At 38.8% G+C, this 16247-nt stretch carries 13 protein-coding genes; 5 read left to right on the top strand and 8 right to left on the bottom strand.

Annotated elements, in window-relative coordinates; all coding sequences use genetic code 11:
* The first annotated feature begins 25 nt into the window (after positions 1-25).
* From CEF22_RS00795 to CEF22_RS00780, 4 genes are all read left to right on the top strand, one after another.
* Complete coding sequence (locus CEF22_RS00795; RefSeq protein ID WP_100401338.1) at positions 26-787, top strand: ABC transporter ATP-binding protein; 762 nt, start codon at positions 26-28, stop codon at positions 785-787.
* On the top strand, positions 777-2723 hold the full coding sequence (locus CEF22_RS00790) for an FtsX-like permease family protein (RefSeq protein ID WP_100401337.1): 1947 nt from the start codon (positions 777-779) through the stop codon (positions 2721-2723). The genes CEF22_RS00795 and CEF22_RS00790 overlap by 11 nt, the downstream gene beginning before the upstream one ends.
* A gap of 271 nt (positions 2724-2994) precedes the next feature.
* Positions 2995-3927 (top strand): L-lactate dehydrogenase, encoded by a 933-nt coding sequence (locus CEF22_RS00785; RefSeq protein ID WP_100401336.1) that lies wholly within the window; start codon positions 2995-2997, stop codon positions 3925-3927.
* A gap of 27 nt (positions 3928-3954) precedes the next feature.
* Positions 3955-5526, top strand: a complete 1572-nt coding sequence (locus tag CEF22_RS00780) for an L-lactate permease (RefSeq protein WP_100401335.1) — start codon at positions 3955-3957, stop codon at positions 5524-5526.
* Positions 5527-5639: 113 nt separating this feature from the next.
* On the opposite strand, the gene CEF22_RS00775 is transcribed toward CEF22_RS00780, so the two are convergent.
* A complete protein-coding gene (locus CEF22_RS00775) occupies positions 5640-6074 on the bottom strand; it encodes a DUF6526 family protein (protein WP_100401334.1) in 435 nt (144 codons plus the stop codon).
* Positions 6075-6149: 75 nt separating this feature from the next.
* Entirely contained in the window at positions 6150-7082 is a 933-nt protein-coding gene (locus tag CEF22_RS00770; protein WP_198507995.1) for a LysR family transcriptional regulator, read from the bottom strand.
* Between the two features lie 125 nt (positions 7083-7207).
* On the opposite strand from CEF22_RS00770, the gene CEF22_RS00765 reads away from it, so the two are divergent.
* On the top strand, positions 7208-8254 hold the full coding sequence (locus tag CEF22_RS00765; protein WP_100401332.1) for a 2,3-butanediol dehydrogenase: 1047 nt from the start codon (positions 7208-7210) through the stop codon (positions 8252-8254).
* A 70-nt stretch (positions 8255-8324) separates the two neighbouring features.
* Here CEF22_RS00765 and CEF22_RS00760 read toward each other — a convergent pair whose 3' ends face one another.
* From CEF22_RS00760 to CEF22_RS00735, 6 genes are all read right to left on the bottom strand, one after another.
* Positions 8325-9533, bottom strand: coding sequence for a chromate transporter (locus CEF22_RS00760; protein ID WP_100401331.1), 1209 nt, complete (start codon positions 9531-9533; stop codon positions 8325-8327).
* A gap of 38 nt (positions 9534-9571) precedes the next feature.
* Positions 9572-9883, bottom strand: a complete 312-nt coding sequence (locus CEF22_RS00755) for a PadR family transcriptional regulator (RefSeq protein WP_100401330.1) — start codon at positions 9881-9883, stop codon at positions 9572-9574.
* 174 nt (positions 9884-10057) lie between these two features.
* On the bottom strand, positions 10058-11794 hold the full coding sequence (gene cydC / locus CEF22_RS00750; protein WP_100401329.1) for a thiol reductant ABC exporter subunit CydC: 1737 nt from the start codon (positions 11792-11794) through the stop codon (positions 10058-10060).
* Positions 11791-13512, bottom strand: a complete 1722-nt coding sequence (gene cydD / locus CEF22_RS00745) for a thiol reductant ABC exporter subunit CydD (protein ID WP_100401328.1) — start codon at positions 13510-13512, stop codon at positions 11791-11793. The genes cydC and cydD overlap by 4 nt, the downstream gene beginning before the upstream one ends.
* Positions 13512-14525 carry a cytochrome d ubiquinol oxidase subunit II gene (gene cydB, locus CEF22_RS00740; RefSeq protein WP_100401327.1) on the bottom strand — a complete coding sequence of 338 codons (1014 nt, stop codon included), beginning with the start codon at positions 14523-14525 and terminating at the stop codon, positions 13512-13514. Before cydB ends, cydD begins: the two co-directional genes overlap by 1 nt.
* Entirely contained in the window at positions 14522-15922 is a 1401-nt protein-coding gene (locus tag CEF22_RS00735; protein ID WP_100401326.1) for a cytochrome ubiquinol oxidase subunit I, read from the bottom strand. The genes cydB and CEF22_RS00735 overlap by 4 nt, the downstream gene beginning before the upstream one ends.
* Positions 15923-16247 lie beyond the last annotated feature (325 nt).

Below are 16247 nucleotides of genomic sequence, written 5' to 3'. Positions count from 1 at the left end.
AATCTTTCAAAAGGAGCGTGTTCAAATGACAATTTTAGAAGCAACGAAAATTCATAAAAGCTATGGAAATAAATTCAATAAACAAGAAGTGTTAAAAGGTATTGATTTAAACATTGAAAAAGGCGAATTTGTTAGTATCATGGGGGCGTCTGGTTCAGGAAAAACGACTTTGCTGAACGTACTATCCTCAATCGATCAAGTGAGTCTAGGTAACATTAAAATTAACGGAAAAGAAATGACCAATATGAAAGAGAAGCAACTGGCGGAATTCCGTAAACACCATTTAGGCTTTATCTTTCAAGACTATAATTTACTAGACACATTAACCGTCAAAGAAAATATTCTCTTGCCGTTATCAATTATGAAAGTATCGAAGCAAGAAGCTGATCAAAGATTTCAGGCGCTAGCGATGGAATTAGGCATTCAAGATCTAAAAGATAAATATCCAAGTGAAATTTCTGGTGGTCAAAAACAGCGAACATCCGCAGCTAGAGCGTTCATTCATCACCCTAGCATTATTTTCGCCGATGAACCGACTGGCGCCCTTGATTCAAAATCTGCTTCCGATTTATTAAATAAACTAAGCGAACTGAATCAAAAGCGACAAGCCACGATCATTATGGTCACACATGATCCGGTCGCCGCTAGCTATTGTAGCCGAGTGATTTTTATTAAAGATGGACAAATCTACACCCAGTTAAATAAAGGAAATGAAGATCGACAAGTATTCTTTCAAGACATCATGAAAACACAAGGTGTATTAGGTGGGGTGCAGCATGAGCGTTAACCAACTCATCCTCCGCAATTTGAAGAAGAATATAAAGAACTACTATCTTTACATCTTCGCTTTAGTGTTTAGTGTCGCCCTTTACTTCGCCTTTGTGACGTTGCAATATGATCCGTCCATGGATGCAGCAAAAGGATCAATTAAGGGAGCCGCTGCTATTGGAACAGCGTCCATTTTACTTGTAGCGATCGTGTCGATTTTCCTGTTATATGCGAACAAAATTTTTATGAAGCGACGCAGTAAGGAAATTGGCTTATTTCAATTAATCGGGATGACAAAAAACGAAATTTTTCGCCTGCTAAGCGTGGAGAGCTTTATTCTTTATTTCAGTTCATTAATGATCGGAACATTGGTCGGGTTCTCTATTTCAAAGCTAGTGATGATGATTTTATTTAAAATATTAGGCATTGAAGAAATAGCCAGCCTGAACTTTTCTATGCAGGCATTCATTCAAACATTGATCGTGTTTGCGGTCATCTACCTCTTCATTTTACTAACGAATTACATCTTTATTAAAAGACAAACAATTTTATCTCTGTTTAAAGTGACATCAACAACAGAGGGTAAAGTGAAAAAGATTTCAATATTTGAAATCCTGCTTGGAATCATAGGAATTATCTCTATTATCGTCGGCTACTATACTTCATCGAAATTATTTGGCGGCGATTTTACTACAATGAAAGAATTGTTCATGGCAATGACCTTTATTCTTGCCACAGTCATTATCGGTACATACCTTTTCTATAAAGGTTCGGTCCGTTTCATCGCCAACATCATTCGAAAGAAGAAAAATGGTTACTTAAATATTAATGATGTATTGTCACTATCATCGATTATGTTTCGCATGAAATCAAACGCGATGCTATTAACGATCATTACAACCGTATCGGCGCTAGCGATTGGCTTACTATCACTTAGCTATATTTCCTATTACTCTGCGGAAAAAATGGCCGAAAACTATGTACCGCATGATTTTTCCATGACAAATGAACAACAAGCAGCACAATTCACAAAAGAATTAAAGGCTCAAAACATTTCATATAGCGAACACAAAATGGAGGTCATTCAAGCCAATGCAGACATCGCCCGAATATTAGCTTCAAAAGCAGATAATGAGAATATGGACCCTGAAAACTCACAGCTTCCAGTCATCAGTGACAAAGCCATAAAAGACATCGATCTATCGGCAGATGAAGCGATGTTCACTGGCTATAACGACTTATTTAAGAAGTTCATGCCTTTAAAAGACAACGGAAAGATCGGATTAAAAGGGAAAAACAATGTCATTACTCAAAATTATATCGGGTTAAATGAAGATTTTGTGGCATCCTTTTATTTCACTGCTGGTGGTTTACCTGTTCTGATCGTTGATGACACAATTTTTGAACGCTTAAAGAAGGATCTTGATCCAACCATCCAAAAAGAATCATCTATTTACATCGGCATTGATATTAAAGATAAAGCAAACATCAAGAAAGCAAACGATCTGTTCCAGACATTCTCTTCTAGCGAACAAGGAATCAATCATTCTCAACTAGAAATGGCCTCGAGCCAGAAATCAACTATGGGACTTGTTATGTTTATCGTTGGCTTCTTAGGACTTACGTTCCTCATCACATCTGGCTGTATTTTATACTTTAAGCAAATGGATGAGAGCGAAGAAGAGAGAGACAGTTACACAATCTTAAGAAAGATCGGCTACACACAAGGCGATCTATTAAAAGGAATCCAAATTAAGCAGCTCTTTAATTTTGGTATCCCATTAGTTGTTGGCTTACTACACAGCTATTTCGCCGTCCAATCCGGGTGGTTCCTATTCGGTACCGAAGTTTGGACACCGATGATCATCGTCATGGTCATCTACACTGGCCTATACTCCATCTTCGGTCTGTTATCCGTGCTTTACTACAAAAAAGTAATTAAAGAAGCATTGTAATAACAAATGCGGAAGGCGCTGGTTAGCAGCACCTGAAGCTAGACGACATACAAAAGCTCCAGTCTAATTGGCTGGAGCTTTTATGTTCATCACACTATCTAAGTACTAAAAATGATAATTATTGGACGAATTTCTTCCTTATAAATATGGAAAACTAAACTTGTAAAATTTTTTTCACAAAATAGACTAGAAAAAAATCCGGAAATGTGGTATTTTTTATGTCGGTTTCTGAAATGTTTCACCAATCTGATTTAATTGGAGGGAATTTTCTTTGGAAATGACATTAGGAAATAAAGTGGTGTTAATTGGAACAGGTGCTGTCGGCTCAAGTTATGCATTTGCTTTAATGAATCAAGGAATTAGTAGTGAGCTCGTTCTTATTGATTTAAACGAAGGAAAGACGAAAGGCGATGTCATGGATTTGGATCACGGAGTTGTGTATGCGCCTAGTCCAATGAGTATCACTTTTGGTTCGTATGAAGATTGTAAGGATGCTGCAATCGTCGTCATTTGTGCAGGAGCAGCGCAAAAGCCCGGGGAAACTAGATTAGATCTCGTCCATAAAAATGTAAAGATTTTTGAAACAATTGTTGGCCAAGTAATGGATTCTGGATTTAACGGCATCTTTTTAGTTGCTACTAACCCAGTAGACATTTTAGCTTACGCCACATGGAAATACTCTGGTCTACCGAAAGAGAGAGTTATTGGTTCAGGAACTGTATTGGATTCAGCACGCTTCCGCTCTTTATTAGGTCAAGAGTTCAATACTGCACCTACAAGTGTGCACGCCTATATTATCGGTGAGCATGGTGATTCACAGCTACCCGTTTGGAGCTCAGCCAATATTTCGAGTATCCCGATCGCACCAAAGTTAACAGATGAACGAAAAGAAGAAATTGCGATGCAAGTACGTGATGCAGCGTATAAAATTATTGAAGCAAAAGGTGCCACTTACTATGGAATTGCGATGGGATTAGCGAAAATAACGAAAGCCATCCTTCAAGATCATCAGATCACCTTACCAATAGGTTCACTTCTAGAGGGTGAATATGGACATCATGATGTATACATCGGGGTGCCTACGGTTTTAAATAGAACCGGTGCGAAAACCGTCTTAGAACTCTCGTTAAATGAACAGGAAAAGGCTCAATTCGATGGCTCCGTGAAAACATTGAAAGAGATTCAAGCACAGATTTGGACATAATTTGATTGACGAAGAGGAGTCTTAACTATGTTAGTAGAAACATTTGATCCATTTAATCATCTTGGCATCTCAGCACTTGTTGCTGCGGTGCCTATCATCTTGTTCCTTTTATGTTTAACCGTGTTTAAAATGAAAGGACTGCATGCAGCACTACTTAATTTAGCCGTTACCTTTGCGATTACATTTTTCATATTTAAATTGCCAGCAGGTGAATCAGTTGGTAGTGTGATTCAAGGGTTGATTCAAGGTATTTTCCCGATTGGGTATATCATCGTCATGGCTGTTTGGCTATACAAAATCTCAGTAGAATCCGGGCTATTTGACACTTTGCGCGGAAGCATTACTAGTGTTACTCAAGACCAACGTCTTCAGCTTTTATTAATCGGCTTTTGCTTAAGCGCCTTTCTTGAAGGAGCTGCTGGCTTCGGTGTTCCGATTGCCATTTGTGCCGTATTATTGATTTCATTAGGCTTTCAACCGTTACAAGCCGCGATGCTGTGCTTAATTGCTAATGCCGCTGCCGGTGCATTTGGAGCGATCGGTATCCCTGTAGGTATTATCGATACATTCGGTCTAGAAGGCGTCACTGCAATGGACGTATCTAAAATCAGTGCACTAACTTTACCGATTACAAACTTCATCATTCCGTTTGTATTAATTTGGGTTCTTGACGGATTCAAAGGAGTTAAAGAAGTTTTCCCAGCTCTTTTAGTAACATCAACGATTTATTCAGCTTCCCAAGCGTTCATGACTATTTTCGTTGGTCCAGAGTTAGCTGATATTATTCCATCACTAATTACACTGGGAGCATTAACTTTATTCCTTAAAAAATGGAAACCGAAAAATATCTTCTCACTTAACGAAAAAGAAATGAAGATTGAGACCTATTCTTTTGGTGAAGTTGTTAAAGCATGGTCACCATTCTTATTGTTAACGGTTTACGTATTAATTTGGAGCTCTACAACTTTTAAAGGTCTATTTGCTGAAGGAAACGTCCTTCACAATTCTATCGTTAAATTTGTGATTCCAGGGTCCTCTATCAATATGAGTTTAGATTTCATTGGCGCAACTGGAACTGCTTTATTGCTTGCTTGTATAACAACGATTGCTATAACGAAGACAATCAATTTTGCCGAAGGATTGGCGCTTCTAAAACGTACAATTATTGAATTCTGGACACCAATTATTATGATCTGTGCCATTATCGGTATTGCGAAATTAATGACTTACGGTGGATTAACGACAGCATTAGGAGAAGGTGTAGCAACAGCCGGAAAAATATTCCCGTTATTGTCTCCTATTTTAGGATGGATTGGCGTATTTATGACAGGCTCTGTTGTTAACAACAATACCTTGTTTGCTCCAATTCAAGCAACGGCTGGTCATATCATTGGAACAAATCCAGCTTTATTAGTAGCCGCAAACACGGTTGGAGGCGTTATGGCGAAAATCGTCTCTCCACAATCTGTTGCCATCGCAACCGCAGCGGTTGGTATGACTGGACAAGAATCCACGCTAACGAAAATGGCGATCAGATACAGCTTTGCCTTCCTATTTTTTGTATGTATTTGGACCTTTGTCTTATCACTCTTTTTATAATTTTTATCCTCAAAGGTCTGATGACCATATAGTATGATAAACAGTTGTTTTATTGATCATTAGCAAAAAACCTCCAGTCTCATCGACTGGAGGTTTTTCGTATGAACTATTCATTACACGCGATACTCATCTGCACGCCAATTCTTAATCGCTTTTTTGATCTCATTAGGAGCCATCTGCTTTTGAGCGGCCTTGTCTGCCAATGCAGGATACTCTTCATCTGAAGCAAAGCGAAGAGCAATCAATTGCGGAACCGTTAAGCGAGGATCTAGTCGCTTATTTGTTAAAATATAATAGCGAAACTGCTCTTCTGTACGAATAAGCCGATCTTGCAAAGCAAGACCATACATCCGTGCTAATATTCCAGCAATAGCACTCAATATCGCTAATGCTAATATGAGAAAAGTATTTAAAGAAAACTCCTCGTTTTTAACCGATGAAAAGGTATACACGCCAGCTGAAATTAGTGTAATAATAGCTAGTGGCAACCAGATAAAATGTTGCAATGGATTATAACGCGTATGATTTTCATAAGATTGCTTTTTCATAAAACTACCCACCTCCTTCATGAACATTTCATATACCTATATGAGTATTATATATTTTCTTTGCCCATAAAGGTATTAAAACGTATCCGAAGAACGATCAATCGCTTCACCTCTAGTTAAATCCTGTTTAAAAAGTTGGATGATTTGCTTAGATAGGAGAGCAAGCTGGTCGTTTCGTTTATTTAACCACCCAAAATAAACCTCTTGTTGAGGATAAGGCATAACCTCTAACGTAACCAATTCTCCACTAATAATTAGAGGGTGATTAACAAATGAGTAATCATGTCCAATTGTTATCGCCACATCTTCCGTCAATGCTTTTTCAATCGCATAACTATTATTTGTAGTGAATAGTATTTGAGGGTGTCCAAAACTTTTCGTTAACGCTTCCATAAATTGATCGACATAATCATCTTTATATAAGATAAATGTCTCGTTTATTAACTCTTGCGGATGAATCTTTCTTCTGTTAGAAAGGGAAGATTTTTTCCCTACACAAACAACCATTTTCCCTTTAATAATTGGTTCAAAATCCACTCCAATTTTTTCTTGTAGCATCTCTTGAGTCAAAGCAACAAACCCCATATCAACCTTATTCTGTTTGAAGTTTTCGATAATCTCAAATGAACCTTTTTCTGATATTTCGATGTTCAGACTAGGGTATTTCTTTTTCAAAAATGCCACTGCCCGCACTAAAGTAGGCATCACACCTGGTATGCCTTCAAAGCTTAAGTCTCCCGTTATCGTATGTGTTTGAAAATAAGCTTCTTCCTTTAGTTCTCGAATCTTATTCAACGCTTCTACTGACTTCTTAATAATCTCTTTTCCTGAATCTGTAGGAATAGCTCCTGCTCTAGAGCGGTAAAATATTTTTAAATCTAATTCCTTTTCTAAAGCTGTAATCGATAAGCTAAGCCCTGATTGGGTAATATGGAGTATTTCAGCTGCCCTAGATATAGACTGATATTTCGCAACCTCAACAATATGCTCAAGCTGTTCAATATTCATGAACATCACCTTTCCTTAAGTGAAACTTATGTATCCATTAATACTTTTAAATTTATTAAAACATAATGTGACAATATAATGAATATGTAAAGCCTTATATCAAATGTACTAAGGAGATGTAATATATGAAAGCAGCTGTATGGTATGGAAAACATGATGTGCGAGTAGAAAGTAAAGAAGAACCTATGATTCAACCTGGAAAGGTAAAAGTAAAAGTTGCTTTTGCTGGTATCTGTGGTAGTGACTTACATGCTTATCATGGTGCAGGTGTTCAACAAGACGTTCCTCATCCTGTTTCCGGAGAAATGGCTCCGCTTACATTAGGCCATGAATTTGCTGGAACAGTCAGTGAAGTTGGTGAAGGTGTAACTGATATCTCTGTCGGTGATCGCGTGACTATTGAACCACTTATTTATTGTGGCAAATGTCAATATTGTAAACAAAATCATTATAACCAATGTGTAGATTTCGGTTTTATCGGATTAAATGCTAATGGTGGATTTGCTGAATACGCTATCGTTGAACCAAAAATGGTGCATAAACTTCCTGATTCCGTTTCACTTGAAGAGGGAGCATTAGTCGAGCCAACAGCCGTTGCCCTACATGCTGTACGACAAAGCCAACTAAAAGTAGGCGATAAAGTCGCTGTATTCGGTGTAGGACCTATCGGATTACTAACAATCATGGCCGCTCAAGCTGCTGGTGCATCAGAAATCTATGCTGTAGACGTTTCTCCAGAAAGACTAGAAAAAGCAACGACAGTAGGAGCAACGCATACAATCAATGCGATCGAAGAAAACTCTGTCGAAAAAATTCTTGCCCTATCCGCAGGCGGTGTTGATATAGCGTATGAAGTAGCTGGCGCTGAAGTAACATTAGCGAATGCCCTTTCTACTGTTAAGAAAAAAGGCGAAGTAATGGTTGTTTCTATCATCCCTGAACCTGTAAAAGTAGATATTCTTCAATTGACGATTAAAGAAGCGAATATCACTTCTGTATTAGCTTACCGCAACATCTTCCCTGAAGTCATCAATTTAATCGATTCAGGCAAGCTTGATGTTAAGCAAGTTATTACAAAGAAAATTGCTTTAGATCAAGTGGTTGAAGAAGGATTAGAGCTTCTTGGTAAAGATAAGAGCCAAGCAAAGATTTTAATCGATATCCAAAACTAATTACACGAAAAGCGTCAAAGGCACTATTGCTCTTTGACGCTTTTTTTTAGAGCTGCTTCTATCCCAATGCCTATATAAGCGAAAGCAGTGCCCCACCAATTGCACCTGTCACGACAATGATCCATGGCGATAGTTTCCAGTACGCTAACATGCTAAACAAAACCGCCGCAAAGGCAAAGTCAATTGGCGCTAAAATAGAACTCGTCCAAATAGGCTTGTAAAAAGCGGAAATTAGTATCCCAACAACGGCGGCATTTACGCCCATTAATGCCCCTTTAATCTTTGGATTGCGACGTAGACTATCCCAAAAAGGAAGAGTACCTAAAATGAGTAAGAAAGCTGGTAAAAAGATCGCAACGGTGGCTACTAGCCCACCTAACCATCCATTCATGACAGCGCCAATATAGGCGGCAAATGTAAATAACGGACCCGGAACAGCTTGTGCAGCTCCATATCCTGCAAGAAACGCTTCTTTACTGATCCAACCATTAGGTACAAATTCATTTTCAAGTAAAGGCAAGACAACATGGCCTCCACCAAATACGAGTGAACCAGAACGATAGAAACTATCAAACATAGCCACCCAATGTGATGAAGTCATTTCCCTCAAAATCGGGAGAACTAGCAGTAATCCAAAAAACAATGTTAAACAAATCATCCCGAGACGACGCGAAACGGGAAAACCGATGGTAGCTTCATCATTGTCTTGATGCTGCTGATAGATTAAGTAGCCAATAAACGCGGCCAATAAAATGACGCCGACTTGTGTAAAAGCAGTTTGCCATAGTAAAGTAACAACCAGTGCAATTAAAGCGATGGCTTTTCGCTTTAAATCCGGTGTCAACTTTTGTGCCATTCCTAAAATCGCATGAGCAACAACTGCTACTGCAACAATTTTCAAGCCATGTATCCAGCCCGAGTCACCAATGTTAAGGCCTTGTAAAATTAAAGCAAAAATAATAAGTGCAATGACAGAAGGTAACGTAAACCCTAAAAATGAAACAATACCACCGAGCACTCCTGCACGCATGACGCCAATGCCTATTCCAACTTGGCTACTCGCCGGCCCAGGAAGGAACTGGCATAGAGCGACTAAATCGGCATAACTCTTTTCATCCATCCACTTTCTTCGCCGAATGTATTCCTCATGAAAATAGCCTAAATGTGCGACTGGTCCCCCAAAAGATGTAAATCCAAGTCTTGTTGACACCAACAATATTTCCAACAAAGTTCGCAAAGACGTCCTGCCTTTTTCTTTGTTTGCTGTTTGATGACCCATACACTTTCTCCCCTCATATTTGTCTTTTCTAAAAGTTGTTATTCATCCTTTATTTCTTTAAATAATTCGTATGCTTTCATCCGCGCTTCGTTCAGCACAGCAACTCCTTTATCCGTTGCTCGATAATATTTCCGTATTTTCCCTTCTACTTTTCGCTCTTCTTTTACTAACAGTCCATCTGCTTCCATTGAATGAAGAATCGGATACAATGTTCCTGAGCTCATACTATACCCATGCTCCTTCAGCTCATCTAACATCCACATGCCAAAAATAGGATGCTCTTTCGCATGATGCAGTATATGAATATGGATAAACCCAAGAAATAATTTACGTAAAACTTTATCCTCCACAGTTGTCCCCCCATTAATGTAGAAGTACGATATCGATTTTCGATATCGTACTTCTAGTATGATCATATCATATAATTTTAACCGCTTCTTTACATTTACAAAAGCTTAACAAACATTTTTCCTTCTAAATAAGGCGTATGACTTCTAAACAGAAGCTATACGCCTTAAAGTTCTTTATATTTCAAACGGTCGATCAAGCACGTAAAGTCGCTGATAACGCTCATTTGTCTTCAATAAATGTTCATGCTCACCTTGTAAGACAATATTTCCTTGGTCAAGGAATAACACGCGATCCGCTTTATGAATAAACGCTAAATGATGTGTGATCCATAAGACAGATTTTCCTTTTAATACATCCAACATCGTCGTAAGTAGCTCTTTCTCTGTTAACGGATCAAGTCCTATTGTAGGTTCATCTAAAATGACAATCGGCACATCCTGCAATAGAATACGAGCAAGAGCGATGCGCTGACGCTCCCCTCCAGAAAATCGACTTCCCATCTCGTGCACTTGCGTTTCATAACCATTCGGCAAAGATTCAATTAAATCATGAATTTTCACTTGTTTCGCCGCTTCGTACACTTCTTCATCCGTCGCCTCTGGACGTCCAAGACGAATATTGTTTAAAATCGTCGTATCGAACAGATGAGGACTTTGATTTAATACAGCAACCCATTGAGACATACTAGCGCTGATCTCATGAGTAGCTACTCCGTTCAACGTAATAGAGCCATTAGTTGGAGGGACAACGCCTTCGATTAATTTAAGAATCGTTGATTTTCCTGCCCCACTCGGTCCGAGCAAAGCCACTTTTTCACCTTGCGTAATAGAAAAACTAACATCATCTAACACACGGCGATAATCATCATACTGGAAAGAGACGTGCTGCAATTCAAGAACAGATGGCTCATCGTTTGGCACGATTAGATTTTCACCTTGCTTATCAGCCGCTTGCTGGCCGCCTAATTCAAGCCCCGACAACCGATCAATCGAATCTTGATAAGACGGGATTTCACTAACAGCGTCTGATAGCGGTAAGAATGCTTCCGTTAGTGGAAACAACACTAGCACAAACGCCGCAATAAGCGTATAGTCAATGGCACCAATCGAGCTTTCATTCGCGGTCCACGCTAACATTGAAACAACCATAATCGCAATCACAACTTGCGCCATAGAGTTTCTCCATCTAACGAAACGGTTTCGCTTTTGTTCTAGCAATAGCAACTGATGCTCCTGACGTTCATATTCTTCAATAAATTCCATCTGACGACCACTGTACTGCCAGTCACTTACACCCATGACCGCATCTGTTAATCGTCCATAAAGAACATGACGCCCTTGTTTAATTTGTTGCACTTTCGCTTTCATCACAAGCAAAGAAACAAACGGAAACAAAAATACTAAAACACCAGCATAGATCGCCATTAACAAGGCAAACGGCCATGAAAAGAATCCAAGAGCTATAACAGCAAGTAAATAAAGAAACAAGCTGACTAAGCTAGGAAACACCGTTTTTAAATAAATATCTTGAAGCCGTTCCACATCATCTGCCAGTATCCCTAATACATCCCCTGTCTTTAATTTCGAACGCGGATGTAAAACTTGTGGTTCAACTAACTGATACACTTTTAAGCGCATTTTCGATAGGATTCTCAATACGACTCCATGGCCGACTAATCGCTCAATATAGCGCGAGACAGCTCGTCCAATTCCAAAAGTACGAACACCGACAATCGGAATGTAGACCATCAGTAAATTTTCTGGTCTTGTTGCGGACTTAGAAATTAAGTATCCAGATGTGTACATTAAAGAGGATGCCGCAAAAACAGTTAGAAACCCTAGTAAAACAACAAATATTAACAAGCGTTTGTTCTCTTTTAAATACGGGAGAACCCAACCTTTATCGTTCATGCCTCATCCCCCATTTGTATTCTCACCATCTGATAGTACTGGCCTTTCTTCTTCATAAGCTCCTCATGTGTACCCTCTTCTACTACTCTTCCTTGATGCAAGAAATAAATATAATCCATATCCAACATCCAATGAAGTCGATGCGTTGCTAATAGGACCAGCTTCTCTTCAAATAAGTTGACGAATCTTTCTTTCAAGTCATATTCTGTTTCAATATCTAAATGAGCCGTCGGTTCATCTAATAGCAATATTGGACGTTTTTCAAGAAAAGCTCTAGCAATAGCTACCCTTTGTGCTTGTCCACCACTCAATGTCCGTCCGCCTTCACCAATCTTTTCATCTAAGCCATTGGGAAACTCTTGAAGTAACTGTGATAACCCAGCTTGATCGGCCGCCCACTGCACTTCTTCTAGAGTGGCATTCGGATGATAAAACGCAATATTATTGAACAGGGTATCTTGAAATAAATAAGGATGTTGAGGAATATAGATGAGCTGTTCTTGCCATTCCTTTCTTTGCAAATGAGTAAATGATTGTCCATCGACCTTGATGCTACCCGAATTCGTCTCAATAAACCCACCAATCAAATCAATGAATGTTGACTTTCCTGCTCCACTCTCCCCAACAATACCAATTTTACGATAGCCTTTGATAGAAAGTGATACATCGGCAAGAGAAGGCTTCCCTTCGATTTCATGTTGAACAGTAACAGCAGATAGTTCGATATTCGTTTCTTCGTTGACACGACCTATCGGTTGTCTTTCCTCTGCTTTAAACTGAGGAAGAGAAGCAATTTCTTTCAATTTCTTTCCCGCTTCTTTTCCATTTAACGTCGCATGATAATCTGCGCCAATCTCCCGTATCGGCAAGAAATATTCTGGCGCTAAAATTAAGATTGTCAAAGCAGGCTGTAGCAACAATTCTCCTTCAATTAAACGTAAGCCCAAGAAAACAGCTACTGTAGCAACTGATAACGTCGTGAAAAAGTCCATTGCAAAAGAAGACAAAAAGGCAAATCTCAACGTTCCCATCGTCGTTTTTCGATAGCGGTCACTGACTAGTTCAATCTTTCGACTATGCGACCGACTTAAACCTAAATACTTCAGCGTTTCTAATCCTCTTAATGAATCCACAAAGTGATTGGAAAGGACTCGATACATGTCCCACTGCTTATCTGCTTTCTTCTGAGCGGCCCAACCAAGCAGAATCATAAAAGCGACTAAAATCGGTACAACAACAATTAAAATAATGGCTGATGTACGATCCTGAAGCAGTACATACATGACAACCATCGCCGGAATAATCATCATATTTACCATCTTAGGAGTAAACAAGACGATATATTGCTTAAACTGCGAGATTCCATCTAGCAGTAACGTAACGATATTTCCTGTTCCAATTTTCTTCGCTGCACGTGGTCCTTGGTGAAATAAGCTATCTAGCACTTCGGCACGTAATTTTGCGCCTATATCTGCTGAGTAGCGATCCATCATTTTATTCTTTAGATGCTGAATACCATAACGAGCAAGAAAGCTAAGCACAAAATAAAGCGTTTCTGTATATACCTCTTGAAAAGCGCCGGAATTAAAAAGATGAGTGACCACTTCTGCAAGCATAATTGCTTGCAGAAGAATGGACACTCCTTGTAACACCGTCAATATCGTAAGAGACGCTAATAATTTTTTCATGCCTTCATATTGAAGTAATTGTTTATCCATTAATAAACCATGTCCTTCCCATCAACACGTTTACGGAATACATAGTAATTCCAAATTTGGTAACCAAGAACAAATGGTAGAAGAGTAAGTGAAACAATCGTCATCACTTTTAATGAATAGGCACCTGATGCTGCATTATAAACCGTTAAATCATAAGCACTGCTAATCGAACTAATCATCACACGAGGGAATAGAGCAACGAAAATCGTTGAAATCGTTAAAACAATTCCCATACCGCTGAAGAAGAAGCTCCAGCCGTCTCTTTTCTTCTTTAACATAATGATCGTCGCTACGTAACAAACAACGATTAAAACAATCATTGGAATCGTTACATTGCCTCGATACGTAAATAAATCTGTATATTTATAAGAAAGCGCAACGAAAGCAACTAGCGAAATAAGAACTGGAAAGACAACTTTTTGTGCCATTTTACGAGCACGCACTTGCAAGTCTCCCACTGTACGTAACGTTAAAAATACTAATCCATGCATTAAGCATAGTAGTGTCACAACAATTCCACCAGTTACAGAATACGGGTTCACATAATCAGCGAATCCTGCGTTTAGCGTCATTGTCTCATCAATTGGCATTCCCTTTAAAAGGCTAGTAAATGCTACTCCGAATAAAAATGGAGGTAAGATACTTCCGACAAGAATAGCCAAATCCCATGTATTTGTCCACTTCTTACTATCCACTTTCCCTCTAAATTCAAACGATACACCACGAACGATTAAAGCAAGTAGAATAAAAACAAATGGAATGTAATAACCACTAAACATTGTTGCATACCAGTGAGGGAAAGCAGCAAACATCGCTCCCCCCGCAGTTAATAACCATACTTCATTGGCATCCCAGAAAGGACCAATTGTATTAATCATAATTCGACGTTCAAAATCATTTTGCCCTATAAGTCTTCCAGCCATTCCTACACCGAAGTCGAATCCTTCAAGAAAGAAGAAACCGACAAACAGAACAGCTACAAGAAGAAACCATAATTCACTTAATTCCATTATTGGTAAGCCTCCTTATCAAAAGGATCAATGGTGTCATGTACATCTTGAGAGTCTTGTCCATGATGTTCTGTTCCTTTTTTAATCTCTCTTACGAACAAGTAAACTAACACAATTCCAAGGATTAAATAAATCGTTGTAAAGGAAATGAACGAGAACAACAATTCGTTGGATGAAACGTTAGGCGAGATTGAAGCAGATGTCGTCATCAAACCAAATACAGTCCACGGCTGACGGCCGATCTCTGTCATAATCCAACCAGCTGTATTCGCAATGAATGGGAAAGAAATTAACCCCACCATCACTTTTAACAACCATTTTTGATTCATTAATGTCTTTCTATATTGGAACCATAAACCTAATGCTGCAGCGAAGATCATCACCATACCAGTAACAACCATGATTCTAAAGCTCCAGAATGTTGTTTTCACTGGTGGAATATAATCCCCAGGGCCATACTTTTCTTCATATTCTTTTTGTAACGTTAGCATTCCTGGTACAGAGCCAGAAAACTTCTCGTAAGTTAAATAACTCAATGCATATGGAATATGAATTTCAGCCGTGTTTTCTTGCTTCTCCACGTCGATATTCGCAAATAAAGTCCAAGGAGCAGGGTCTGCACTATCTTCCCATAACCCTTCACTCGCCGCCATCTTCATTGGCTGTGAAAACATTAAATGCTGTGCTTGAGAGTGACCACTGAAGGCAATTCCTAATCCAGAGATCAATGCTACAACCATCGCTAGGTTGAAAGATTTAGTAAAAAATTCAACTTCTTGTTTCTTCAATAACTTATAAGCACTTACACCACCAATGAAAAACGCTCCCGTTGCAAGTGCACCGAAAATAACGTGCGGGAATTCCACCCATAACTGAGGGTTCATCAATAATGCAAAGAAATCATTCATCTCAGCGCGACCATTGTTCATCGCAAAACCTACTGGCTCTTGCATAAAAGCGTTAGCTGCTAAGATCCAAAGAGCTGATAACATCGTTCCAATTGATACAAGCCAAATACACATTAAATGCACTTTCTTCGATAAGCGATCCCAACCGAAAATCCACAATCCAATAAATGTAGATTCCATAAAGAACGCAAGCAACGCTTCAATCGCAAGCGGTGCACCAAAAACATCTCCGACAAATCGTGAGTATTCAGACCAGTTCATTCCAAATTGGAACTCCTGAATAATCCCCGTTACAACCCCGACTACGAAGTTAAGAAGGAATAAGTGTCCCCAAAACTTTGCCATCTTCTTGTAAATTTCTTTCTTTTTCACTACATAGAATGTTTCCATTAACGCTACCATGAACACAAGTCCGATAGATAATGGCACAAACAAAAAGTGAAAAATCGTCGTAGCGCCAAACTGAAGTCTAGCTAGCAATAACTCATCCATCTGTTGTTTCCCTCCAAATTTTCTACGTTTTGTACGCTAGAGTTGATTTTGTTCACAGATTCACATTTTATCTAACATAGTTACTATTGTAGACCAGATGTATGGGGAATTTATGATACCTTTTTAAACAACTTGTGATAGATTTTCGTATAATTTGTGACAAGCTTCACATGAACTTATGACGATTTTTTGTATCTTATGGCTTACGTAGTTGACAAAATCAAGAAATAATCCTTTTCATAATGCAGAGGTAAGGAATAGGATTAAACTCTAGATTTACTATTAGATTTGTTATATAATAACCGCCTCAAAATACGAACACTTG

It is taken from the genome of Bacillus sp. FJAT-42315 (genome assembly GCF_002797375.1).
In the GTDB taxonomy this organism is placed as follows: domain Bacteria; phylum Bacillota; class Bacilli; order Bacillales; family Domibacillaceae; genus Bacillus_CE.
The sequence above is the reverse complement of the archived record's forward strand: the minus strand, read 5'-3'. Positions and strand labels throughout refer to the sequence as shown.